22 protein-coding genes are annotated in these 22873 nt (G+C 73.0%); 11 read left to right on the top strand and 11 right to left on the bottom strand.

Annotated features, from left to right (window positions below; translation table 11 throughout):
* Positions 1 to 84: 84 nt before the first annotated feature.
* Positions 85 to 1065: a DNA-binding protein WhiA gene (gene whiA / locus E1212_RS18695; RefSeq protein WP_131985183.1), complete on the top strand. Its 981-nt coding sequence runs from the start codon at positions 85 to 87 to the stop codon at positions 1063 to 1065.
* Positions 1062 to 1748: a peptidyl-tRNA hydrolase gene (locus tag E1212_RS18690; protein WP_203416993.1), complete on the top strand. Its 687-nt coding sequence runs from the start codon at positions 1062 to 1064 to the stop codon at positions 1746 to 1748. The genes whiA and E1212_RS18690 overlap by 4 nt, the downstream gene beginning before the upstream one ends.
* A gap of 1 nt (position 1749) precedes the next feature.
* Here the strand turns inward: E1212_RS18690 and E1212_RS18685 are convergent, their stop codons facing one another.
* Together E1212_RS18685 and E1212_RS18680 are read right to left on the bottom strand one after the other, a co-directional pair.
* The gene (locus E1212_RS18685) at positions 1750 to 3297 is read right to left on the bottom strand and encodes a flotillin family protein (RefSeq protein WP_131985181.1); all 1548 of its coding nucleotides are present in this window, start codon (positions 3295 to 3297) and stop codon (positions 1750 to 1752) included.
* Between the two features lie 27 nt (positions 3298 to 3324).
* Positions 3325 to 3810 (bottom strand): NfeD family protein, encoded by a 486-nt coding sequence (locus tag E1212_RS18680; RefSeq protein WP_131985179.1) that lies wholly within the window; start codon positions 3808 to 3810, stop codon positions 3325 to 3327.
* A 196-nt stretch (positions 3811 to 4006) separates the two neighbouring features.
* On the opposite strand from E1212_RS18680, the gene gap reads away from it, so the two are divergent.
* The 5 genes from gap (at position 4007) to E1212_RS18655 (ending at position 7761) form a co-directional block, all read left to right on the top strand.
* Positions 4007 to 5011 (top strand): type I glyceraldehyde-3-phosphate dehydrogenase, encoded by a 1005-nt coding sequence (gene gap / locus E1212_RS18675; protein ID WP_131985177.1) that lies wholly within the window; start codon positions 4007 to 4009, stop codon positions 5009 to 5011.
* 5 nt (positions 5012 to 5016) lie between these two features.
* A complete protein-coding gene (locus E1212_RS18670) occupies positions 5017 to 6207 on the top strand; it encodes a phosphoglycerate kinase (RefSeq protein ID WP_131985175.1) in 1191 nt (396 codons plus the stop codon).
* A complete protein-coding gene (gene tpiA, locus E1212_RS18665; RefSeq protein ID WP_131985173.1) occupies positions 6207 to 6992 on the top strand; it encodes a triose-phosphate isomerase in 786 nt (261 codons plus the stop codon). Before E1212_RS18670 ends, tpiA begins: the two co-directional genes overlap by 1 nt.
* A 175-nt stretch (positions 6993 to 7167) precedes the next feature.
* Complete coding sequence (gene secG / locus E1212_RS18660) at positions 7168 to 7398, top strand: preprotein translocase subunit SecG (protein ID WP_131985195.1); 231 nt, start codon at positions 7168 to 7170, stop codon at positions 7396 to 7398.
* Between the two features lie 21 nt (positions 7399 to 7419).
* Positions 7420 to 7761 carry an RNA polymerase-binding protein RbpA gene (locus E1212_RS18655; RefSeq protein WP_131985171.1) on the top strand — a complete coding sequence of 114 codons (342 nt, stop codon included), beginning with the start codon at positions 7420 to 7422 and terminating at the stop codon, positions 7759 to 7761.
* Position 7762: 1 nt separating this feature from the next.
* Here the strand turns inward: E1212_RS18655 and E1212_RS18650 are convergent, their stop codons facing one another.
* Positions 7763 to 8716 carry a helix-turn-helix transcriptional regulator gene (locus E1212_RS18650; RefSeq protein ID WP_131985170.1) on the bottom strand — a complete coding sequence of 318 codons (954 nt, stop codon included), beginning with the start codon at positions 8714 to 8716 and terminating at the stop codon, positions 7763 to 7765.
* Between the two features lie 50 nt (positions 8717 to 8766).
* Between E1212_RS18650 and E1212_RS18645 the strand changes: the two genes are divergently transcribed.
* Positions 8767 to 9645: a DinB family protein gene (locus E1212_RS18645; RefSeq protein ID WP_131985168.1), complete on the top strand. Its 879-nt coding sequence runs from the start codon at positions 8767 to 8769 to the stop codon at positions 9643 to 9645.
* Positions 9646 to 9657: 12 nt separating this feature from the next.
* On the opposite strand, the gene E1212_RS18640 is transcribed toward E1212_RS18645, so the two are convergent.
* Positions 9658 to 10623 carry an ArsR/SmtB family transcription factor gene (locus tag E1212_RS18640; protein ID WP_203416992.1) on the bottom strand — a complete coding sequence of 322 codons (966 nt, stop codon included), beginning with the start codon at positions 10621 to 10623 and terminating at the stop codon, positions 9658 to 9660.
* 83 nt (positions 10624 to 10706) lie between these two features.
* On the opposite strand from E1212_RS18640, the gene E1212_RS18635 reads away from it, so the two are divergent.
* Positions 10707 to 12137 carry an FAD-binding oxidoreductase gene (locus tag E1212_RS18635; protein WP_131985166.1) on the top strand — a complete coding sequence of 477 codons (1431 nt, stop codon included), beginning with the start codon at positions 10707 to 10709 and terminating at the stop codon, positions 12135 to 12137.
* On the opposite strand, the gene E1212_RS30060 is transcribed toward E1212_RS18635, so the two are convergent.
* Genes E1212_RS30060 through tkt form a run of 7 tightly spaced genes read right to left on the bottom strand, consistent with a single transcriptional unit; the run spans position 12138 to position 20436 of the window.
* Entirely contained in the window at positions 12138 to 12314 is a 177-nt protein-coding gene (locus E1212_RS30060) for a hypothetical protein (protein WP_203416991.1), read from the bottom strand.
* 54 nt (positions 12315 to 12368) lie between these two features.
* Positions 12369 to 13142 carry a 6-phosphogluconolactonase gene (pgl, locus tag E1212_RS18630; RefSeq protein WP_131985164.1) on the bottom strand — a complete coding sequence of 258 codons (774 nt, stop codon included), beginning with the start codon at positions 13140 to 13142 and terminating at the stop codon, positions 12369 to 12371.
* Positions 13139 to 14083, bottom strand: coding sequence for a glucose-6-phosphate dehydrogenase assembly protein OpcA (gene opcA, locus E1212_RS18625; protein WP_238992403.1), 945 nt, complete (start codon positions 14081 to 14083; stop codon positions 13139 to 13141). Before opcA ends, pgl begins: the two co-directional genes overlap by 4 nt.
* A gap of 8 nt (positions 14084 to 14091) precedes the next feature.
* The gene (zwf, locus tag E1212_RS18620; protein ID WP_203416990.1) at positions 14092 to 15621 is read right to left on the bottom strand and encodes a glucose-6-phosphate dehydrogenase; all 1530 of its coding nucleotides are present in this window, start codon (positions 15619 to 15621) and stop codon (positions 14092 to 14094) included.
* Positions 15618 to 17192 (bottom strand): glucose-6-phosphate isomerase, encoded by a 1575-nt coding sequence (locus E1212_RS18615; RefSeq protein ID WP_420814395.1) that lies wholly within the window; start codon positions 17190 to 17192, stop codon positions 15618 to 15620. The genes zwf and E1212_RS18615 overlap by 4 nt, the downstream gene beginning before the upstream one ends.
* Before the next feature lie 14 nt (positions 17193 to 17206).
* On the bottom strand, positions 17207 to 18319 hold the full coding sequence (tal, locus tag E1212_RS18610) for a transaldolase (RefSeq protein WP_131985156.1): 1113 nt from the start codon (positions 18317 to 18319) through the stop codon (positions 17207 to 17209).
* Positions 18320 to 18330: 11 nt separating this feature from the next.
* Positions 18331 to 20436, bottom strand: a complete 2106-nt coding sequence (tkt, locus tag E1212_RS18605; protein WP_131985154.1) for a transketolase — start codon at positions 20434 to 20436, stop codon at positions 18331 to 18333.
* 207 nt (positions 20437 to 20643) lie between these two features.
* Between tkt and E1212_RS18600 the strand changes: the two genes are divergently transcribed.
* Positions 20644 to 21597, top strand: coding sequence for a heme o synthase (locus tag E1212_RS18600; RefSeq protein ID WP_203416989.1), 954 nt, complete (start codon positions 20644 to 20646; stop codon positions 21595 to 21597).
* Positions 21598 to 21631: 34 nt separating this feature from the next.
* Entirely contained in the window at positions 21632 to 22582 is a 951-nt protein-coding gene (locus E1212_RS30820) for a MerR family transcriptional regulator (RefSeq protein ID WP_131985152.1), read from the top strand.
* Positions 22583 to 22873 lie beyond the last annotated feature (291 nt).

Below are 22873 nucleotides of genomic sequence, written 5' to 3'. Positions count from 1 at the left end.
GGGGAGGGGACCGTTCGGGGGAACGCTCGTCCGGCATGTAGTGAGCGTGACCGGGCGGGCCGTCCGGTGTGGCAGGATCTCGGCATGGCGATGACAGCATCCGTGAAGGACGAGCTGGCTCGCCTCGAGGTGACAAGGACGTGCTGCCGCAAGGCTGAGGTGTCGTCGCTGCTGCGCTTTGCCGGCGGCCTGCACATCGTCAGTGGGAAGATCGTCATCGAGGCCGAGTTGGATACGGGGGTCGCGGCCCGCAGGCTGCGACGTGACATAGCGGAGGTGTTCGGCCACGAGAGCGATCTCGCCATGGTGGCCGCCGGGGGGTTGCGCAAGGGGAGCCGTTACGTCGTGCGCGTGGTGCGCGACGGCGAGCGGCTGGCGCGGCAGACGGGGCTGATCGACGGCAGCGGGCGGCCGGTCCGCGGGCTGCCGCCCCAAGTGGTGAACGGGGCCGACCACGACGCCGAGGCGGCCTGGCGGGGCGCGTTCCTCGCGCACGGGTCGCTGACCGAGCCGGGACGCAGCTCCGCACTCGAGGTGACCTGCCCGGGGCCCGAGGCGGCGCTCGCGCTGGTCGGCGCGGCGCGGCGGCTCGAGATCTCGGCCAAGGCGCGCGACGTGCGCGGGACCGACCGCGTGGTGGTGCGCGACGGCGATGCCATCGGCGCGCTGCTCACCCGGCTCGGCGCGCACGACAGCGTGCTGGCCTGGGAGGAGCGGCGCATGCGCCGCGAGGTGCGGGCCACGGCGAACCGGCTGGCCAACTTCGACGACGCCAACCTGCGCCGGTCGGCGCGGGCGGCCGTCGCCGCCGGGGCCCGGGTCGAGCGGGCGCTCGAGATCCTGGGCGATGACGTCCCGGAGCACCTGCGCCAGGCCGGCGTCCTGCGGCTCGAGAACAAGCAGGCCAGCCTCGAGGAGCTCGGCCAGCTGTCCGACCCGCCCATGACCAAGGACGCCGTGGCCGGCCGCATCCGCCGGCTGCTCGCCATGGCCGACCGCAAGGCGGCCGACGAGGGCATCCCCGACACCGAGGCGAGCCTCACCCCGGACATGCTCGCGCCGTGACCGAGCCCGCCGCCGACGGCGGGTGGGCGATGCAGATCGTCGTCCACCTGCCCCGGCCCGGCTCGCCCGAGGGCGACCCGCCCACCCGGCGGGCGCTGCTCGAGGCGGTCGCGACGGCGGTCGGCCGGCTGGTCGGCGCCGCCTGTGCCGACGACGCCGATCCGGAGTGGACGGCCGCTTTCCGGGCCTACGAGGACGACCGGATCCGCAAGGTGGTCCGGCGCGCCCGCGGCATCGCCTGGCGCCGCGTGCAGGACCTGCCCGGCGTCGGCGTGGTGCACGACGGCGCGAGCGTGCGGGCGCTGCTGCCGGGGCCGCTGAGCGAGCTCTCCGGCGACGTCCGGAAGCTGCAGGTCGGGGGCACGGAGGTGACCGACGACGGTGACGACGGCGCCCCGGGCGGCCCCGCGGTCGCCGCAGCGCTCGCCGTCGTCGTCAACCCGGGTGTCACCATGACGGCGGGCAAGACGGCGGCGCAGGCGGGGCACGCCGCCCAGCTCAGTTGGCACGCGATGCCGGCCGGTCGGCGCCACGACTGGACGGCGGCCGGCTGCCCGGTACGCCTCGTCAGCGTCTCGGAGGACGGCTGGCCGGCGGCGCTGGGCCGGGCCGCCGTCGTGGTCCGCGACGGCGGCCTCACCGAGGTCACCCCCGGAACGACGACCGCCGTCGCCTGGTGGTGACTCAGGGGCGGGGCGCGGCGCTCCCGTTCCCGTCGGGCGCTGTCGCGGCGCCGTCGCGCGGGCTGCCGTCCAGCCGCCCGACCGCGCCGGACGCCGCGCGCTTGATCAGCTCGTCGAGGTCGAGGCCGGTCGCGTTCTTCAGCATCTCGATGGTCTGCACGATGTTGTCGGTGACCTGCCGCGGCAGCGCGTTGATGCCGTCGGTCGACACCACCGTCAGCTTGTCGATCGCGCCGAGAGGGGCGGACACCTCGCGGGCGATGCTCGGCAGCACCTCCATGAGCATCTGCAGCACCGCCGCCTCGTTGTACTGGGCGAACGCCTCGGCCCGCTTGTCCATGGCCTCGGCCTCGGCGTGCCCGCGGGCGAGGATCGAGGACGCCTCGGCCTCGCCCTCGGCGCGCAGCGCCTCGGCCTCGGCGACGCGGCGGGCCTTCTCGGCCTCACCGCGCTTGGCGCCCTCGATGGCGTCGGCCTCGGCCAGCGCGGCCCGCCGGGCCTTCTCCGACTCACCGACCAGGCGGGCCTCCTCGGCGCGGCCCTCGGCGGCGGCGATGGCGGCGGCCTTGCGCGCCTCGGCCTCGGCGATGTCGGAGTTGCGCTTGGCCTCGGCCGCCTGCTCGACGCGGTAGCGCTCGGCGTCGGCGGGCTTGCGCACCTGGGTGTCGAGCTGGCGCTCCGTCAGCGCGGCCTGGCGGACGGCGACCTTCTCCTGCTCCGCGAGGATCGCCTGGTCCTGGTCGGCCTGGGCCAGCGGACCGGCGGCGGCCGCCTTCGCCGAGGCCGCGTCGGTCTCGGCCTTGATCTCGGCCTGCCGCAGCGCGAGCCCGCGCTGGGCGACGGCGATCTCCTCCTCGGCCAGGATGCGCGCCTGCTCGGCGGCCCGCCGGGCGTTGGCCTCGGCGATGGCCGCCTCCTGCCCGATGCGCGCGGCCTCGGGGCGGCCCAGGTCGGACAGGTAGCTGCCGTCGTCGGTGATGTCCTGGATCTGGAAGGTGTCGAGGACCAGGCCCTGGCCGGTGAGCGAGTTCTCGGACTCGTCGGCGACGCGCTGGGCGAACGCGGCGCGGTCGCGGATGATCTGCTCGACGCTGAGGCCGCCGACGATGGAGCGCAGCGCGCCGGCCAGCACCTCCTGGGTGAACGTCTCGACCTCCTCCTGCTGGGTGAGGAAGCGCTGCGCGGCGGCGCGGATCTGGTCCTCGTTGCCGCCGACCTTCACGATGGCGACGCCCTCGACGTTGAGCTTGACGCCCTGGCCCGACACGGCGCCGCGGATCTGCACCGACAGCCGGCGGCTGGAGAGGTCGAGGATGTGCAGCTTCTGCACGAACGGGATGACGAACGTGCCGCCGCCCATGACCACGCGCTGCCCCGACAGGTCGGTGGAGACGATGCCGGTCTCGGGGTTGCGCACCGCCTTGCCGCGCCGGCCGGTGACGATGTACGCCTCGTTGGGACCGGCCACCTTGTAGCGGCTGGTGATCAGCAGGACGATCAGGACCAGCAGGACCACGAGTCCGATGACGGTGATGGTCGTCTCGTTCATGTGTGGATCTCCCCGTTGACGCAGCGGCTACAGGCGGGCGACGGACACGGCGGTGGGTGACAGCACGCCGACGACGGTGACCGCGGCACCGCTCTCGATCGTCTCGGCGGCGCGGGCGTTCAGCCGGGTGAGGTGGCCGCCGACGCTCACGCTGACCACGCCGAACCCGGACTCCGGGATGGTCGAGAGCACGACGCCGTCGTAGCCGACGATGTCGCTGGTGCGTGGCGTCTGGTCGGTGGCGCCGTTCTTGAGCGTGCGGGTCAGCCACGCGGTGAGCGCGGCCACGAGCGCACCGGCCACCGCGCCCAGCCCCAGCGTGGCCGGCGTGCCGAGGTCGGCGGACTGCGCCAGCGAGGCGCAGAAGCCGAACGCCGACACGAACGCGGCCACGGCGGCACTGGAGAACCAGTCGCCGCCGACCGGGAGGACGCCGTCCAGGAACTCGCCGGCCAGCAGCGACACCAAGAGGAAGGCGAGCCCGGCGAAGCCCAGGACGAGATAGATGGTCACTCAGAGCTCCCCCTGCCGGCCGCGCGGACGGCCCGATGGTAGCGGGCGCCGGTCGCGGTGCCACGCCGGGTACTAGCATGCGGATGACGGGCCACTCAACGTTTCCGGCAGCGATGCCCTAATGTTTCGTCTGGGTCACCACGACGGGGTGGACGACCGTTTCTGTACGCCCCTGAACCGTGAGGAGTACCTCCTGATGACCGTTCGTGTAGGCATCAACGGCTTCGGCCGCATCGGGCGCAACTTCGCTCGCGCGGTCTTCGCGCAGGGCGGCGGCGACATCGAGATCGTCGGCGCCAACGACCTCACCGACACCAAGACGCTGGCGCACCTGCTCAAGTACGACTCCATCCTCGGCACGCTGGCCGACGTCTCCTACGACGGCGACACCATCAGCGCCGGCGGCCAGTCGTTCAAGGTGCTCACCGAGCGCGACCCCGCCCAGCTCCCCTGGAAGGACCTCGGCGCCGACGTCGTGCTCGAGTCCACCGGCTTCTTCACCGACGCCGCCAAGGCCAAGGCGCACGTCGAGGCCGGCGCGCAGAAGGTCGTCATCTCCGCCCCGGCGAAGAACGAGGACGTCACCGTCGTCATGGGCGTCAACGAGAACGAGTACGACGCCGCCGCGCACACCATCATCTCGAACGCCTCGTGCACCACGAACTGCCTGGCCCCGCTGGCCAAGGTGCTGCACGACACGTTCACCATCGAGCGTGGCCTGATGACGACGGTGCACGCCTACACCGCCGACCAGAACCTGCAGGACGGCCCGCACAAGGACCTGCGCCGCGCCCGCGCCGCCGCGCTGAGCATCGTCCCGACCAGCACGGGCGCCGCGAAGGCCATCGGCCTGGTGCTCCCGGAGCTCAAGGGCAAGCTCGACGGCTTCGCCCTGCGCGTCCCGGTGCCCACCGGCTCGGCCACGGACCTCACCGTCACGCTGTCGCGCGAGGTCACCCTCGACGAGGTCAACGCCGCGTACAAGGCCGCCGCCGAGGGCGCGCTGGCCGGCTACCTGCGCTACACCGAGGACGAGATCGTCTCCGCCGACATCGTCACCGACCCCGCGTCGTGCATCTACGACGCCGGCCTGACCCGCGTCAACGGCGACCAGGTCAAGGTCGTCGGCTGGTACGACAACGAGTGGGGCTACTCCAACCGGCTGGTGGACCTGGTCCGCTACGTCGGCACCTCGCTCTGAGCGCGATGAGGGGAATCGACGAGCTGGGGGACCTGCGCGGTCAGCGGGTCCTCCTGCGCTCCGACCTCAACGTCCCGCTCGATGGTGAGGCCATCACCGACGACGGCCGGGTCCGCGCGTCGGTGCCGACCATCCAGCAGCTGACGGCCGCGGGCGCCCGGGTCGTCGTCATGGCGCACCTGGGCCGGCCCAAGGGCGCGCCGGACCCGCAGTACTCCCTGGCGCCGGTGGCCAAGCGGCTCGGCGAGCTGCTCGGCGCCGACGTCGCGTTCGCCACCGACGTCGTCGGCGAGAGCGCGCGGAAGACGGTGGCCGCGCTGGCCGACGGCGAGGTCGCCGTGCTCGAGAACGTGCGCTTCGACGCGCGCGAGACCAGCAAGGACGACGCCGAGCGTCAGGCCTTCGCGGCCGAGCTGGCCGAGCTGGGCGACCTGTTCGTGTCCGACGGCTTCGGCGTCGTGCACCGCAAGCAGGCCAGCGTCTACGACCTGGCGCAGCGGCTGCCGCACGCGGCCGGCCTGCTGGTGCGGGCCGAGGTGCAGGCGTTCTCGAAGGTCCTCGACGACCCCGAGCGCCCGTACGTCGTGGTGCTCGGCGGCTCGAAGGTGTCCGACAAGCTGGGCGTCATCGACAACCTGCTCGACAAGGTCGACCGCCTGCTCATCGGCGGCGGCATGGCGTTCACGTTCCTCAAGGCCCAGGGCTACGAGGTCGGCGGCTCGCTGCTCGAGGACGACCAGGTCGACACCGTGCGGGGCTACCTCTCACGGGCCGAGGAGCGCGGCGTCGAGCTGGTGCTGCCGGTCGACGTCGTCGTCGCGGCCGACATCAGCGAGGACGCGGCCACCGCCGTGGTGGCGGCGTCGGCCATCCCGGCCGACCAGAAGGGCCTCGACATCGGCCCCGCCACCATCGAGCTGTTCCGCGGCAAGCTGTCCGACGCCAAGACGGTGGTCTGGAACGGCCCCATGGGCGTGTTCGAGCTGGCCCCGTTCGCCGAGGGCACCCGCCAGGTCGCTGTCGCCGTCTCCGAGGTCCAGGGCACCAGCGTCGTCGGCGGCGGAGACTCCGCGGCCGCCGTCCGCCGGCTCGATCTCGACGAGGGCGCGTTCACGCACATCTCCACCGGCGGTGGCGCCTCGCTCGAGCTGCTCGAGGGCAAGGAACTGCCCGGCCTGACCGTACTGGAGTCCTGATGGCGACGACGCCGCGCCGGCCGCTCATGGCCGGCAACTGGAAGATGAACCTCACCCACCTCGAGGCCATCGCGCTGGTGCAGAAGCTCGCCTTCTCCCTCAACGACGACGACCTCGAGAAGGTCGAGGTGGCGGTGCTGCCGCCGTTCACCGACATCCGCTCGGTGCAGACGCTCATCGACGCCGACCGCTACAACATCGCCTACGGCGGCCAGGACCTCTCGCCGCACGACTCCGGCGCCTACACCGGCGACATCTCCGGGGCCATGCTGGCGAAGCTGGGCTGCACGTACGCGGTCGTCGGCCACTCCGAGCGCCGGCAGTACCACGCCGAGACCGACGAGCAGGTCGCCGCCAAGATCAAGGCCGCCTACCGGCATGGGCTCACCCCCATCCTGTGCATCGGCGAGCCGCTCGAGGTGCGGCAGGAGAGCCGGCACGTCGAGCACACGCTGGCACAGCTCGACGGCGGCCTCGACGGGCTGGGCGCGGAGCAGGCGGCGAGCATCGTCGTCGCGTACGAGCCGGTCTGGGCCATCGGCACCGGCGAGGTCGCCACGCCCGACGACGCCCAGGAGATGGCCGCGGCCATCCGCGAGCGGCTGGCGAAGCTGTACAGCGCCGATGTCGCCGCGGCGGTCCGGGTGCTCTACGGCGGCTCCGTGAAGGCCTCGAACGTCAAGCCGATCATGGAGCAGCCCGACGTCGACGGTGCTCTGGTGGGCGGCGCGAGCATCAATGCCGACGAGTTCGCGCTCATCGCCCGCTACCACCGCAACCCCTGAGATCCACCTCGATCGTGTCCCCGTCACCGGGCTGGTTTCGACCGCCGGGGGCGGGGACATGATCATGTACGGCGGCGAGGTACCATTCGGCACGACAGGCTCGAACGCGTAGTCTTGGACCGTGCGGCCGGCGCTCTGCCGGCCCGCCGATCCGGAAGGACATAGGCACACCACCGTGGAACTGGCATTCTCGATCCTGCTGGTCATCACCAGCGCGTTGCTGATCCTGCTGGTGCTCATGCACAAGGGCAAGGGTGGCGGTCTGTCCGACATGTTCGGCGGCGGTGTCTCGTCCTCGGTGGGCGGCTCCTCGGTCGCCGAGCGCAACCTCGACCGGCTCACGATCGCCCTGGGTCTGGTCTGGGCGGCCGCCATCGTCGCGCTCGGCCTGCTGAACGCCAGCTAGCAACGTCAGGGAGGACGCACCGTGGTCGGAGGCAACGCGATCCGTGGCAGCCGGGTGGGCGCCGGGCCCATGGGCGAGGCAGAACGAGGCGATTCCGCACCCCGCCGCAGGGTCACGTACTACTGCGAGCATGGCCACGAGAGCTCGCCCAGCTTCGCCGCCGAGGCCGTCATCCCCGAGTCCTGGGACTGCATCCGCTGCGGCCTGCCGGCCAGCCAGGACCGCGACCACCCGCCGGCCGCTCCGCGCACCGAGCCGTACAAGACGCACCTGGCGTACGTGAAAGAGCGGCGCAGCGACGAGGACGGCGCGGCCATCCTCGAAGAGGCGCTGCAGGCGCTGCGCAAGCGCCGCTCGCTCTGAGTCAGTTCTGCTCCAGGAACGCCGCCGCCGCGCGGCGCATGTCGTCGCGCAGGTCCGCCGGCTCGAGCACGATGACCGCGCCGGCCAGTCCCAGCAGGTAGATCCTCGTCTCGAGGGCCGACTCGAACGTCATCGCGACCTCCGCCCAGCCGTCCTCGTCCGGCGCCGTCTCGGTGTCGACGACGGCGTTGGGCGCCCAGCGCAGCCGGGTGGCGGCGTCAGCGCGGATCCGCAGCCGCACGGGGTAGCGGCGCAGCCCGGCGAAGTACCGCTCGCCGGCCCGGCGCCAGTGCTCGGCGAGGTCGAAGCCGTCGGGCCGGTCGAAGCGCTCGTCCGTCGCGTCGGCGCCGGTGATGCGGCCGAGCCGGTAGGTGCGCAGGCCGTCTCCGTCGTCGGTGGTCTTCCGGGCGACGAGGTACCAGGCGCGCTTCTTCGCCACCAGTCCCAGCGGCTCGACGACGACGGCGTCCGTGGCGCTCCCGTACGTGAGGCGGACCCGGGTGCTGTCCCAGACGGCTCGCTGGAGCAGCGGCAGCCATGGTGACGGCTCGCGGTGCTCCTGCCAGTCGGCGTGGTCGACCAGCACCCGCTCGCGGGCGAGGTCGGCGTGCGGGCGGGCGTGTGCGGGCACCGTCGCCAGCAGCTTGGCGGTGGCCGTGCCGGCGGCCGCGTCGAGGCCCAGGTCGGCCAGCACGTGCGCCGTCGACGCGACGAACAATGCGGCGGTCTCGGCGGGGGAGAGGCCGGTCAGCCGGGTGCGGTAGTCGGCCGCCAGCGACCACCCGCCGGCACGGCCACGGTCGGCGTAGACGGGGAAGCCGGCCACGCTGAGCGCGTCGAGGTCGCGCTGCACCGTCCGGGCCGAGACCTCGAGCCGCCGGGCCAGCTCACCCGCCGTCAGCCGCCCATGCGTCTGCAGCAGCAGGACGATCTGGACCAGGCGTTCGGCGCGCACGCCTCTTAATATGACAGACGGTGTCCTATTAGGGCTCTACGGTGGTCCGTATGACGTGGAGTGCGGACCTGCTCGAGCAGCTCGAGTTCTATTGGACCTTCCATTTCCGGCCCCGGCTGGCCGGCCTGACCGACGACGAATACCTGTGGGAGCCGGTCGACGGGGCGTGGAGCCTGCGACCGGTGGGGCCGGGCGGCGCGCTGGAGCCGGAGTTCCTGCAGCCCGAGCCGCCGATCCCGCCGGTCACGACCATCGCCTGGCGTGCGGTGCACATCGGCCGCGACGTGCTCGGCAAGCGGGCGCGGGCGTTCTTCGACCCTGACGCCGCCGACGCGGACATGTACGACGCCCGGCACTGGCCGGCCGCTCTGCCCGGCGACGCGGCCGGGGCGCTGGCGATGTTGGACGAGGGGTACCGGCTGTGGCACGAGGGCGTCGCGGCGCTGGACGACGAGGCGTTGCTGCGGCCGCTCGGCCCGCGCGGCGCCGCGTACGCCGAGGACACCATGGCGAAGCTGGTGCTGCACGTCAACCGTGAGGTCATGGCCCACGGGGCGGAGATCTGCCTGCTCCGCGACCTGTACCGGGCCTACGCCGACCGCCGCGACCCGGTGGTGGCGGCCGCCCTGCGCGGCGACGCGCCCGCGGTGGCGCGGGCGACGGCGGACGGCGGGGCGGTGCGGCCGACTCTCGTGGCCGAGGCCGCCGGCCTGCACCACTGGGACGTCGTGCGGGCACTGGTCGCCGCCGGCGCGCCGGCCGACGGTGCCCTGCACTATGCGGCCGGCGCGGGTGAGCTGGAGGTCGTGACGCTGCTGGTCGAGCACGGCGCCGACACCGGCGCCGTCGACGACCGGTTCCGCCTGACACCCGCCGCCTGGGCCGACTACTTCCAGCACCCCGAGGTGGCCGCCTACCTCTCCAGGTAGACACTCCGACGATCATCGGTCGGTCAGGACGTCGCCGCGGGTGGTCCTGCGGTAGAGCACCGTTCTGGTGGTGCGGGTGCGCGACACGAGCCCGGCGGCGCGCAGCACGGTCAGGTGCTGGCTGATGGCGCCGGCGGTGAGCCCGAGCCGGCGGGCCAGCGCCGTCGTCGTCGTGGGTTCGGCGAGTGCCGTCAGAATCGTGGCGCGCGTGCGGCCGATCAGGGCGGCGAGCGCGTCGGGCGGCGGCGGTGGCGTGGTCTCCCAGAGGGTGGCGACGCCACGGACCGGGTAGGCGATCATCGGCTTGTAGCGGTCGTTCCGGCCGGTCATCTTGTGCACCCGCGGCCAGCCCATCGCGTGCGGCACCAGGGTCAGCCCGGTGCCGCCCAGGGGCCCGGACCAGTTGAAGGGATCGGCCGCGGTCAGCCGGTTCCCGTCGAGGGCGACCGTCTCGTGCAGGTCCGCGAACAGCGCCTCGAACCCGCCGTCGGCCAGTCGTCGTGACCGCCACAGGACGTCGGCCTCGAGCAGTCGCAGGATGCGAGGCCAATGCTCGGCCAGCGCCGCGTCCCAGTACGCCTCGAGCGCGTCGGCGATGCGGACGAGCGCGGCCGCGGGATCGGCGCGGATCCGGCCGGCCACCCGCGACGGAACGTCCGGGACGTCGGCGAGGTCGGCGACGACGCGCTCCGGCTCGGTGCGCCGGACCGCCTCGAGCTCGGTGGCGATGTCGGGCTGCGGCTCGACCGGCGTCGGCGAGATGAAGTCGGCGATGAACCCGTGCACGGGAGCGATCGCGAACAGCTCGCTGAGATCGAGATCGGCGACCAGCGTCCGCGTCGTCCGCACCCAGGGCAGGTGCAGCGTGTGCTCGTCCGGCGCCCGCAGCGCCACCAGGCTGTAGGCGAGCTCCAGCAGCGGCGAGAACGCGAACCTCATGCGGGCCACGTCCTCGGGCAGCAGGCGCCACTCGATCACCCGAGCCCCTCCCGCCGCCGCCGGGTTTTAGTCCACGCTAAAAGTCTCGCGCTTTCGCGGGGACTTGGCCAGAGTCGTCGACCATGCGTGAACCGACCACCGTCCCGTCCGCACCTGCGGCGGCGTGGGAACGTCTCGAGGCAGCCCTCACGGGCACGTTGCTGCTCCCCGGCTCCGCGGCCTACGAGTCCGCCCGGCACCCGGCGCGGCTGCAGCCGGTCGACCAGCGGCCGGTCGGCATCGTCCGGGCCGCCGACGGCGCCGACGTCGCGGCGGCGATCGCGTTCGGGCGTGAGCACGGCGTCGCCACGGTGCCGCGCAGCGGCGGGCACTGCTACGCGGGCCGGTCGTCGACCTCCGGGCTGCTGGTCGACGTCACGCCGATGGACCGGATCGAGGTCGCGGACGGGCGCGTCACCGTCGGCGCGGGCGTGCGGCTCGGACCGCTCTACGACACGCTGGAGCCCCACGGCCGGACCGTTCCGATGGGCACCTGCCCGACGGTGGGTGTCGCCGGTCACGTGCTCGGCGGCGGCCTGGGGTTCCTCGGCCGGGCCCACGGGCTGGCCAGTGACCGTCTGGTCGCGGCCGAGGTGGTGCTGGCCGACGGGCGCCTGGTCTGGTGCGACGAGGCCCACGACGCCGACCTGCTCTGGGCGCTGCGGGGCTCCGGCGGCGGGCAGTTCGGCGTCGTCACCAGCCTCGTCCTCGAGACCGTTCCGACGCCGGCGACCACGTCCGCGTTCCACCTGACGTGGCCCTACGAGCACGCCGCCGCGGTCATCGGCGCGTGGCAGGCGTGGGCGCCGCAGGCGCCGGACGAGGTCGTCCCCGAGCTGCGCCTGGTCGTGCCCGGCGACCGGCGCACGGCGCCCGAGGTGAGCCTGTTCGGGATGGTGCTCGACGCGGACGCGCAGGCCACGACCGGGCTGCTGGCGAACATCCTCGACGCGGTCGAGGCGGAGCCGACGTGGGTGTTCCACGAGCAGGGCCCGTACCTGCCGGCCGTACGCCGGCTCAACCTGCTCGGGTCGGACCTGCCGCCGGGGGCCGTGCCCACCGACCTCAAGGCCGGCCGGTCGGAGTTCTTCCGGCAGGCCTTGCCGTCCCCGGCGGTGTCAGCCCTGGTGGAGCGGCTGCTCACCGACCGGATGCCCGGCTACGCCCGCGAGTGCACCTTCTTCGCCTGGGGCGGCGCCTACGATCGCGTGCCCGTCGATGCCACCGCGTTCGCGCACCGCGAGGAGTCGTTCCTGCTCGACGTCACCACCGTCGCCGACGACCCGACGCCGCAGGTCCGCTCGGCGGCGCAGACCTGGCTCGCCGGCACCTGGGACGTGCTGCATCCGTGGGGGGCCGGCGGCGCCTACACGAACTTTCCCGCTCCCGGCCTGGAGGACTGGGCGGCGGCTTACCACGGCACCAACCTGGCGCGGCTGCGGGCGGTCAAACGCCGCTACGACCCCGGCGACTGGTTCCGGTTCCCCCAGTCCGTCGCTCCCGCCGAGGCGTGATCAGGCGGCGCGGGCCTGGGCGACGGCGGCCTTCGGGGGCTTCGCGTCGAACGAGTACCTCCGCTTGCTCTTCCGCTCGAGCAGGCCGGCGTCGGCCAGCCGCATGAGCACGACCGGGCACACCTTGCACCGCGGCCGATCGCGGCAGCACTTCTTCTTCGCCTTCACCGACGCCATGCCGGGAAGGATAGGCGTCCCTTCCCGGGCGCGTCACCTTCCGGTCAATGCAGCTCAGGGCGACGAGAGACGGCCCAGGCCGGGCGGAAGCTCCGCCGCGGCCGTCCGGTCGAGCAGCCAGCGGGTCGCTCGCCGGCCCTGGGCGCCGGCCGCCGGGATCTGAACGGGGCCGGACCCGCCGAGCGCCATGCGCACCGCCGGGGCCTTGTCGGCGCCCGCCACCACGAGCCAGACCTCGTCGGCGGAGCGGATGACCGGCATGCTGAGGCTGACCCGCTCCGGCGGCGGCTTGGGGGCGCCGCGCACGCCGACGACAGCGCGGTCGTCGTGCAGGGCGGGGTGTTCGGGGAAGAGCGACGCGACGTGGCCGTCGGGGCCGACGCCCAGCAGCAGGACGTCGAAGGCCGGTGCTCCCGAGTGCGCCCGCTTCTCGGTCTCGCGCGCCAGAGTCTCCGCATACTGCGCGGCCGCGTCCTCGGGCGTCAGGTCACCGGAGCGGGCCGGCATCGCGAACACCCGCGACGGGTCGACGGGGACGTGGTCGAGCAGCGCCTCGCGGGCCTGCGTCTCGTTGCGCTCCGCGTCGCCGGTGGGCAGGAACCGCTCGTCGCCCCACCAGATCGACAGCGACGACCAGTCGACGGCCGCGCAGGCCGGCGAGGCCGCCACCGCGCGCAGTGTCGCGATGCCCGCCGTGCCGCCGGTGAGCACGAGGGACGCGTCGCCGTGGGTGGCCTGCGCGTCGACGAGCCGCGTGATGAGGCGGGCCGCCACGGCCTGCACGAGCACGTCGGTGTCGCGGTGGATCACGATCGTCGGAGTGGTCATCGCCTGGCCTTCGCCTTGGTCCGGGTGATCTTGCCGGTCTCGTGGAGCTCGTCCAGTCCTTCCTGGATGACCTCGCCGTACACCTCGTCGGGGTCGAGCCGGCGCAGTTCCTCGGCCAGCGACTCGCCCGCCGAGCGGCGGGGAAGGGCGACCCGGCGGTCGGCCCGGCCGGGCACCGTCAGCGTCGCGACCTCGTCGTCGGGCCGCTCGATGCCGATGGCGCCGGACGGCCGCTCCAGCTTGACGCTCAGGAGCCCGTCGACGCCGCTCGCCTTCGTGCGCGTGACCGGGACCCGCAGCGTGTGCGCCAGCCAGCCGGCCAGCAGGTCGGCGCTCGGGTTGTCGGGCCCGCCCACCACGCGGGCCGCGGTGACCTCGTCGTGCGGCGGCTGGTCGAGGGCGGCCGCCAGCAGCGCCCGCCACAGCGTGAGCCGGGTCCACGCGAGGTCGGTGTCGCCGGGCCGGTAGCTCTCGGCCCGCTCCTGCAGCGCGGCGAGCGGCCGCTTGCAGGCGGCGGCGTCGGTGATGCGGCGCTGCGCCAGCCTGCCGACGGGGTCGTCGGCCGGCACCGCGGGCGACTCCGCCGGCCACCAGGCGACGACGGGGTTGTCCGGCAGCAGCAGCGGGACGACCACGGACTCCGCGTGCGACGTCAGCGGCCCGAAGAGCCGCAGCACCAGCACCTCGCTGGCGCCGGCGTCGCCGCCGACCCGGATCTGGGCGTCCAGCCGGGCCGATCCGCGCGACGTGCCGCGGATGACGGCGATGATGCGGCAGGGGTGCTCGTGGCTGGCCTGGTTGGCCGACTCGATGGCGTCCTCGGCGTCGGTCTCCTCGGTCACGAGGACCAGGGTGAGGACCCGGCCGAGCGCCACGGCGCCGTGCTTCTCGCGCAGGTCGACCAGCCGCTTGCCGACGGCGCCGGCAGTGGTCGAGGGCATGTCGATGATCATGGACGCCTCCAGGCGCGACCGTCGCGCGCCAGCATCTGGTCGCTCGACGCCGGGCCCCAGCCGCCAGGCGCGTACCGCTCCGGCCGGCCGCCGTTCGCGGCCCAGTACTCCTCGATGGGGTCGAGGATCTGCCAGGACAGCTCGACCTCCTCGTGCCGCGGGAACAGCGGCGGGTCGCCGAGCAGGACGTCGAGGATGAGCCGCTCGTAGGCCTCGGGGCTCTCTTCGGTGAACGAGCCGCCGTAGCCGAAGTCCATGGTGACGTCGCGGACCTCCATGGCCGTGCCCGGCACCTTCGAGCCGAACCGGATGGTGGTGCCCTCGTCCGGCTGCACCCGGATGACCAGAGCGTTCTGGCCCAGCTCCTCGGTGGCGGTGGACTCGAACGGCAGGTGCGGCGCCCGCTTGAAGACGATGGCGACCTCGGTGACGCGGCGGCCCAGCCGCTTGCCGGTGCGCAGGTAGAACGGGACGCCGGCCCAGCGGCGGGTGTCGATGTCGAGGCGGACGGCGGCGTAGGTCTCCGTGGTGGAGCCCTCGGGGATGCCGTCCTCGTCGAGGAAGCCGTTGACCTTGAGCCCGCCGGCCCAGCCCGCCGCGTACTGCCCGCGTGCGGTGTACTCGGAGAGGTCCTCGGGCAGCCGGACGGCGGAGAGGATCTTCTCCTTCTCCGCGCGCAGGTCCGAGGCGTTGAACGAGACCGGCTCCTCCATGGCCACCAGCGCCAGCAGCTGCAGCAGGTGGTTCTGGATGACGTCGCGGGCCGCGCCGATGCCGTCGTAGTAGCCGGCCCGGCCCTCGATGCCGATGTCCTCGGCCATGGTGATCTGCACGTGGTCGACGTAGTGGGCGTTCCAGATCGGCTCGAACAGCTGGTTCGCGAAGCGCAGCGCCAGGATGTTCTGAACCGTCTCCTTGCCCAGGTAATGGTCGATGCGGAAGATCGAGTCGGGCGGGAAGATGCTCTCGACGGTGGCGTTGAGCTGCCGGGCGCTCTCGAGGTCGTGGCCGAACGGCTTCTCGATGATCACCCGGCGCCACTGGTCCGGCTCGTCCGGGTGCGCCAGGCCCGAGCGGTCCAGCTGCTTGCTGACGATGTCGAAGAACGACGGCGGGATCGACAGGTAGAACGCGTAGTTCCCGCCGGTGCCCTGCTGCTGGTCCAGCTCGCGGACGGTGTCGGCCAGCCGGTCGAACGCGTCGTCGTCGGAGAAGTCGCCCGGCACGAACCGGAACCCCTGCGCCAACTGCCGCCACGTGGCCTCGCGAAAGGGCGTGCGCGCGTGCTGCTTGACGGCGTCGTGCACGATCTTGTCGAAGTCCTGCGCGGCCCAGTCGCGCCGGGCGAAGCCCACGAGCGAGAAGCCCGGCGGCAGCAGACCGCGGTTGGCGAGGTCGTAGACGGCCGGCATGAGCTTCTTGCGTGCGAGATCGCCGGTCACGCCGAAGATCACCAGGCCCGAGGGCCCGGCGATCCGCGGCAGCCGCTTGTCGCGTTTGTCGCGCAGCGGGTTCTGGTAGCTCACCTCAGGATGCCCCTCAGGGTGTCGATGCCTGCCTTGCGGTCGGTCAGGTGCAGCCGCAGCACCGGGCGGCCGTGGTCGGCGAGCACCTGGGCGTCGCCGGCGGCCTGTGCGGCGATGAGCTGCCCGAAGGTGAACGGCCGGTCCGGGATCGCGAGGTCCTCGGCGGGCGCGCCGGTGATCTGCAGGTACACGCCCTGCGCCGGCCCGCCCTTGTGGTACTGGCCGGTGGAGTGCAGGAAGCGCGGGCCCCAGCCGAACGTCGCCGGCCGCTCGGTGCGCCGCTCGAGCGGCACCCGCACGTCGGCCAGCCCCGCGTCGGGGCCCTCGCGGTCGAGGTAGGCCATGACGGCGAGGTAGCCGTGGGGCGCCAGCTGTCCGAGCAGCGCGTCGACGGCGCCGTCCAGCGACGTCACCCCGTCGAGGAGCCCGGCCGAGCCGCGGACCTCGATGCCGCCGTCGGTGAACGCGGCCGGTTCCGGCTCCGGCGTGGCGTCGAGCAGCCCGCGGGCGGCGACCTTCGCGCTCTCGACGTCGGGCTGGTCGAACGGGTTGATGCCCAGCAGCTTGCCGGCGACGGCGGTGGCGTACTCCCAGAGCAGGAACTGCGCGCCCAGCTCACCGGCGACGACGACACCCTTGGCGGGCGGGTCGGCGGGGGAGCCGACGATCGCGGGAAGGACGTCGTCGGCCGGGTGCGCCACCTCGGGGTCGCCGAGCGAGCCCGACGCGATCGGCAGGATGCCGGTGCCTTGCTTGCCGGTGGACTCGGCGATCAGCTGCTCGGCCCAGTCGGCGAGGCCCACGATGCCGGAGCCGGCGTCGGCGATGGCCACCTTGTCGCGGCCCTGCTCGTGCGCGCCCGCGAGCGCGGCGCCCAGCCGCAGCGCCGGGTTGTCGGTGACGTCGCCGGCCAGGTGCTCGGCGACGGCGGCCGCCTCGTCCAGCAGCGCGGCGATGTCGGCGCCGGCCAGCCCGCTCGGGACCAGGCCGAACGCCGTCAGGGCGGAGTAGCGGCCGCCCACGTTCGGGTCGGCGAGGAACACCTTGCGGTAGCCCTGCTCGTCCGCCAGGTCGGCGAGGCCTGAGCCGGGGTCGGTCACGACGACGATGCGGCTGGCGGCGTCGATGCCGGCCGCCTCGAACGCCGCGGCGAAGACCCGCCGCTGGCTGTCGGTCTCGACCGTCGAGCCGGACTTGCTCGACACGACGATGACGGTGCGGTCGAGCCGGTCGGCCAGTGCCCGCGCGACCGAGCCCGGGTCGGTGGTGTCGAGCACGGTCAGCTCGACCCCGGCCGATCGGGTGATGACCTCGGGCGCCAGCGACGAGCCGCCCATGCCGGCCAGCACGATGCGGTCGAGGCCCTCGGCCCGCAGCTCTGCCTGCAGCGCCTCGATCTCGGCCAGCAGCGGCCGCGACGTCTCGTGCAGGTCGGTCCAGCCGAGCCGGATGGACGCCTCGGACTCCGCCTCGGGACCCCACAGGGTGGCGTCCTTCGCCGCGATGCGCGAGGCGACCTTCTCGCCGACCAGGCCGTCGACGACGGTGTCGGCGTCGACGCCGTACGTCATGACGGAGAGAGCGGTCACTTGGCGGCCTCCAGCTTGGCGTTGACGGACTCGAGCAGGTCGTTCCAGCTCGTCTCGAACTTCTCGACGCCCTCGCGCTCGAGCACGGCGCTGACGTCGTCGAGGTCGACGCCGGCGGCGCTCACCGCGGCCAGGGTCTCACGGGCGTTGTCGATGTTCGGGGTGACGGTGTCGCCGGCGATGCTGCCGTGGTCGGCGACCGCCTCGATGGTGGCCTCGGGCATCGTGTTGACGGTCTCGGGGGCGACGAGGTCGTCGACGTAGAGGGTGTCCGGGTAGTCCGGGTTCTTCGTCGATGTCGACGCCCACAGCGGCCGCTGCCGCTGGGCGCCGGCCTGCTCGAGCCTCTGCCACCGCTCTTGCCCGACGACCTCGAGGTAGGCCGCGTAGGCGAGCCGGGCGTTGGCGACGGCGGACTTGCCGCGCAGGGCCAGCGCCTCGTCGGTGCCGACGGCCTCGAGGCGCTTGTCGATCTCGGAGTCGACCCGGCTGACGAAGAAGGACGCGACCGAGGCGATGCCGTCGATGGACTCACCGGCGGCGAGTCGCTGCTCGAGCCCCGCCTGGTAGGCGTCCATGACCTCACGGTAGCGGTCGATGGAGAAGATCAGCGTGACGTTGACGCTGATTCCCGCCGCGATGGTCGCGGTGATGGCCGGCAGTCCGGCCTTCGTCGCGGGGATCTTGACGTAGACGTTCGGCCGGTCGACCTCGGACCAGAGCTCGCGGGCCTGGGCGATGGTGCCCTCGGTGTCGTGCGCCAGCCGCGGGTCGACCTCGATGGACACCCGGCCGTCACCGTTGCTGCTGCGCTCGGCGACCGGGGTGAACAGGTCGGCGGCCGCGCGGACGTCGTCGGTCGTGAGGTCGCGCACCGCGGCGTCGGCGTCGGAGCCGAGGCCCGCGTGGCGACGCAGGTCGTCGTCGTACAGGCTGCTCTTGGTGATGGCGGCCTGGAAGATCGACGGGTTGGTGGTGACGCCCACCACGTGCTTCTCGTCGACGAGCGTCTGCAGGTTGCCGGTGGTCAGGCGGTCGCGCGAGAGGTCGTCGAGCCAGACGGCGACACCTTCCTCGGAGAGCCGGCCGAGCGGATCGTTGGTGGTCATGAGTTGTCCCCTCACGCGTTGGAGATGGAGTCGCGGGCGGCGGCCACCACGGCGTCGACCGTGATGCCGAACTCGCGGTACAGGGTCTGGTAGTCGGCCGAGGCGCCGTAGTGCTCGAGGCTGATCGCGCGGCCGGCGTCGCCGAGGTAGCGATACCAGCTCATGGCGGTACCGGCCTCGACGGAGACGCGGGCGCGGACCGCCGCCGGGAGCACCGACTCGCGGTACTCGGCGTCCTGCTCCTCGAACCACTCCTGCGACGGCACCGAGACGACGCGCGTGGCGACGCCGTCGGCCTGCAGCCGCTCGCGCGCCTCGACGGCGAGCTGCAGCTCCGAGCCGGTGGCCATGATGATGACCTGCGGCCGGCCACTGCCGTCGTCTGTGGCGGCCTCGGCGAACACGTAGGCGCCGCGGGCGGTGCCCTCGGCGCTGGCGTAGACGCTCCGGTCGAAGGTGGGCACGTTCTGCCGGGTCAGCGCGAGGCCGGCCGTGTGCCGGCGCTCGAGGATGGTGCGCCAGGCGACGGCGGTCTCGTTGGCGTCGGCCGGGCGGACGACGTCGAGACCCGGGATGGCCCGCAGCGCCGACAGGTGCTCCACCGGCTGGTGCGTGGGGCCGTCCTCGCCGAGGCCGATGGAGTCGTGCGTCCACACGAACGTCACCGGCAGCTGCTGCAGCGAGGCCAGCCGGACGGCGGCACGCTGGTAGTCGCTGAACACGAGGAACGTCGCGGCGTACGGGCGGGTCAGGCCGTTGAGCGCGATGCCGTTGATGATGAGGCCCGACGCGAACTCGCGGACGCCGAAGTGCATCGTGCGGCCGTAGGGGTCGCCGGGGAACATCTTGCTGGAGCGCTTCTCCGGCAGGAAGCTCGGCTCGCCCTCGATGGTGGTGTTGTTCGAGCCGGCGAGATCGGCCGAGCCGCCCCACAGCTCCGGCAGCACCGGCGCGATGGCGTTGAGCACCTTGCCCGACGCGGCCCGGGTGGCGATGCCCTTCTCGGACGGCTCGAAGACCGGCAGGGTCTGCGTCCAGCCCTCGGGCAGCTCCCGCTTCTGGATGCGGTCGAGGAGGGCGGCGCGGTCGGGGTTGGCCTCGCGCCAGGCGGCGTAGCGCTCGTCCCAGGCGGCGCGGGCCCGCTTGCCGCGGGCCGCGACCTCGCGGGCGTGCGCCAGGACGTCGTCGGCAACGTCGAAGTGCTTCTCGGGGTCGGCGCCCATGATCCGCTTGGTGGCGGCGACCTCGTCGGCGCCCAGCGCGGAGCCGTGGATGGCGCCGGTGTTCTGCTTGTTCGGCGCCGGCCAGCCGATGATCGTGCGGACGGCGATGAACGACGGCCGGTCGGTGACGGCCTTCGCGTTCTGCAGCGCCTCGAAGACGGCCCGCGGGTTCTCCTTGTACTCGCCGTCGGCGGTGAAGTCGACCACCTGGGTGTGCCAGCCGTACGCCTCGTAGCGGGCGACGGTGTCCTCGGTGAAGGCGATGTTGGTGTCGTCCTCGATGGAGATGTGGTTGTCGTCCCACAGCACGACGAGGTTGCCCAGCTCCTGCGTGCCCGCCAGCGAGCTGGCCTCGTGCGACACGCCCTCCTCGAGGTCGCCGTCGGAGGCGATGACGAAGACGTGGTGGTCGAAGACGCTCTCGCCCGGCAGCGCGTCGGGGTCGAGCAGGCCGCGGACCCGGCGCTGCGCGAACGCCATGCCGACCGCCGTCCCGAACCCGGACCCGAGCGGGCCGGTGGTGACCTCGACGCCGTCGGTGTGCCGGTACTCGGGGTGGCCCGGCGTGGACGAGCCCCAGGTGCGGAACGCCTTGAGGTCGTCGAGGCCGACCTTGTAGCCGGACAGGTAGAGCTGGATGTACTGCGTCAGGCTGCTGTGTCCGGCCGACAGCACGAACCGGTCGCGGCCCAGCCAGTGCTGGTCGGACGGGTCGTGCCGGAGCACCCGCTGATAGAGCGTGTAGGCGACGGGCGCGAGGCTCATCGCGGTGCCGGGGTGCCCGTTGCCCGCCTTCTCGACGGCGTCCATGGCCAGCAGCCGCACGGTGTCGACCGCCCGGTCGTCGAGCTCCGTCCACTCGAAGTCTGCGCTGTTCTCGGGTGTGGTGTTCACCGGCGTGACGTTCCTCTCAGGCGGATGGGTCCCTACGTCTCACTACCTGCGCCGTCTGCGAGACGGCGGTTCACGGGTCGAGCGTATCGACGTCACTCCGACGCGTGCCCGGCCGCTCGGCGGATTGGGCGCACCGTTAGACTCAACAGGTCATGCTGGCGGATGTTCCCACTCCCGCCTGTCTCTTCGACCACACGAAGGTGAACGTTGACGTCCGTCGAGCCGAGCCCCGCGGCGACCCGGCGTGCGCCGGAGCCGCGTGGGCGGCTGAGTCGGCTGGGCGCCGTCGCCGGCGCCTACGTGTCGCTCATGAAGCTGCGCGTCGTCGAGCTGCTCCTCGTCACCACCCTCCCGGCCATGGTGCTCGCCGAGCGCGGGCTGCCGCCGTGGGGTCTGGTCGTCGCCACCCTGGTCGCCGGCACGCTCGCCGGCGGCAGCGCCCACGCGTTCAACCAGGTGCTCGAGCGCGACATCGACGCCGTCATGCACCGCACCCGCCGCCGGCCGCTCGCGCGCGCCGTGGTCGGCCCGTACCCCGCGTTCGCGTTCGCATCCGTCCTGCTGGCGGCCTCGGTCGCGATCATGCTGGTGTGGGTCAACGCGCTGGCCGCGGCGCTGACCATCGCCGCCAACCTGTTCTACGTGCTCGTCTACACCATGCTGCTCAAGCGGCGGACGTCGCAGAACATCGTGTGGGGCGGCGTGGCCGGCTGCGTGCCGACGCTCATCGGCTGGGCCGCCGTCACCGGGTCGCTCGACTGGCCGCCGGTGCTGCTGTTCCTGGTGGTGTTCTTCTGGACGCCGCCGCACTACTGGCCGCTGGCCATGCGCTACCGCGACGACTACGCGCGGGCCGGCGTGCCCATGCTGCCGGTCGTGGCGTCGCCGCGCGTGGTGGCGCTGCAGATCCTGCTGTACTCGTGGGCCATGGTGGCCACCACGTTCGTGCTGTGGCCGGTGGCCGGGCTGGGGTGGATCTTCGGGCTGGCGTGCGTGCTGGCCGGTGCCTGGTTCATGGCCGAGGCGCACCGGCTGTACGGCCGGGCGCGGCGCATGCCCGACGGCGCGGGGCTGACGGCCATGCGGCTCTTCCACGGCTCCATCACGTACCTGACCGTGGTGTTCGCGGCCGTCATGGCCGACGTGCTGATCCTGGGTTGACTCTCCCGTCGCTGGAGACTCCACGGTGGTGGGTGTGAACGACGACGGCTCCTTCCTGAGCATCGGCGACCTGGCCCGGCGCACCGGACTCCCGGTGAAGACGATCAGGTACTACGCCGACATCGGGCTGGTGCCGCCCACCGACCGATCCCCGGCGGGCTACCGCCGCTACGACGCCGTCGCCCTGGCCCGGCTGGACCTCGTCCGCACGCTGCGGGAGCTCGGCGTCGACCTCGCAACCGTGCGGCGGGTCCTCGACCGGTCCCTGTCGCTGGCCGAGATGGCGACGGCGCACGCCGCCGCCCTCGACGCGCAGATCCGGCTGCTCCGGACCCGGCGCTCGGTGCTGCGCGCGGTCGCCGCGCTGGGGATCGACGACCACGAGGAGCTGGAGCTCATGAACCGCCTGGCCCACCTGTCCGCCGCCGAGCGGCAGCAGATCATCGACGACTACTGGGCGTCCACGTTCGACGGGCTGGAAACCGACGCGGCGTTCGTGTCGCGGATGCGATCGGTCCGTGTCGATCTGCCCGACGACCCCACGCCCGCCCAGGTCGAGGCCTGGGTCGAGCTGGCCGAGCTGGTGCAGGACCCGTCCTACCGGGCACGGGTGCGGCAGATGGCGGAGGCGGGGTCGGGCTCGCCGTCCTCGGGGCCGTCGCCCTCGGAGATCGCCCTGTACGAGAGCGTGACGGAGCTGGTGACGCCCTTGCTCACGGCTGGTGTCGCACCCGCGTCCCCGGAGGGCCGGCTGGTGGCCGACCAGCTGGCGCCGCGGTTCGCCCACGCCCGAGGGGCCGACGACGGCGCCGGCTTCCGCCGCGAGCTGGGGGAGCAGATCGCCCTCTTCTCCGACCGCCGGGTCGAGCGCTACTGGGAGCTGGTCGGCGTCATCAACGACTGGCCCGCCGGCCCGGTCCGCTCCGGCAGCGTCGCGACGATGGAGTGGTTCGCCCAGGCGCTCCTGGCAGCCGCGGACGCCTGACCGGCGGCAGGCGGAGCGGGTCGCCGCTTCCGGACTGCTCGATGGGTGCTGGAGGTCTGCTGTCGTGTCCGACGGCAGACCTCTAACGCGCGCGTGGTGGGGCTGTGCTGTCGGGTCCGACGGCAGAGCTCTCGCGCGTGTGTCGGGGCTCTGCTGTCGTCTCCGACGGCAGAGCTCTCTCGCGTGTGGTGGAGGTCTGCTGTCGGGTCTGACGGCAGACCTCTCACGCGCGCGCATGGTGGGGCTGTGCTGTCGGGTCCGACGGCAGACCGCTAGCGGCGCGCAGCATCT

It is taken from the genome of Jiangella ureilytica (genome assembly GCF_004348545.1).
Classification (GTDB): domain Bacteria; phylum Actinomycetota; class Actinomycetes; order Jiangellales; family Jiangellaceae; genus Jiangella; species Jiangella ureilytica.
Note: the sequence above shows the minus strand (reverse complement) of the source record. Positions and strands in the feature narration are given on the sequence as shown.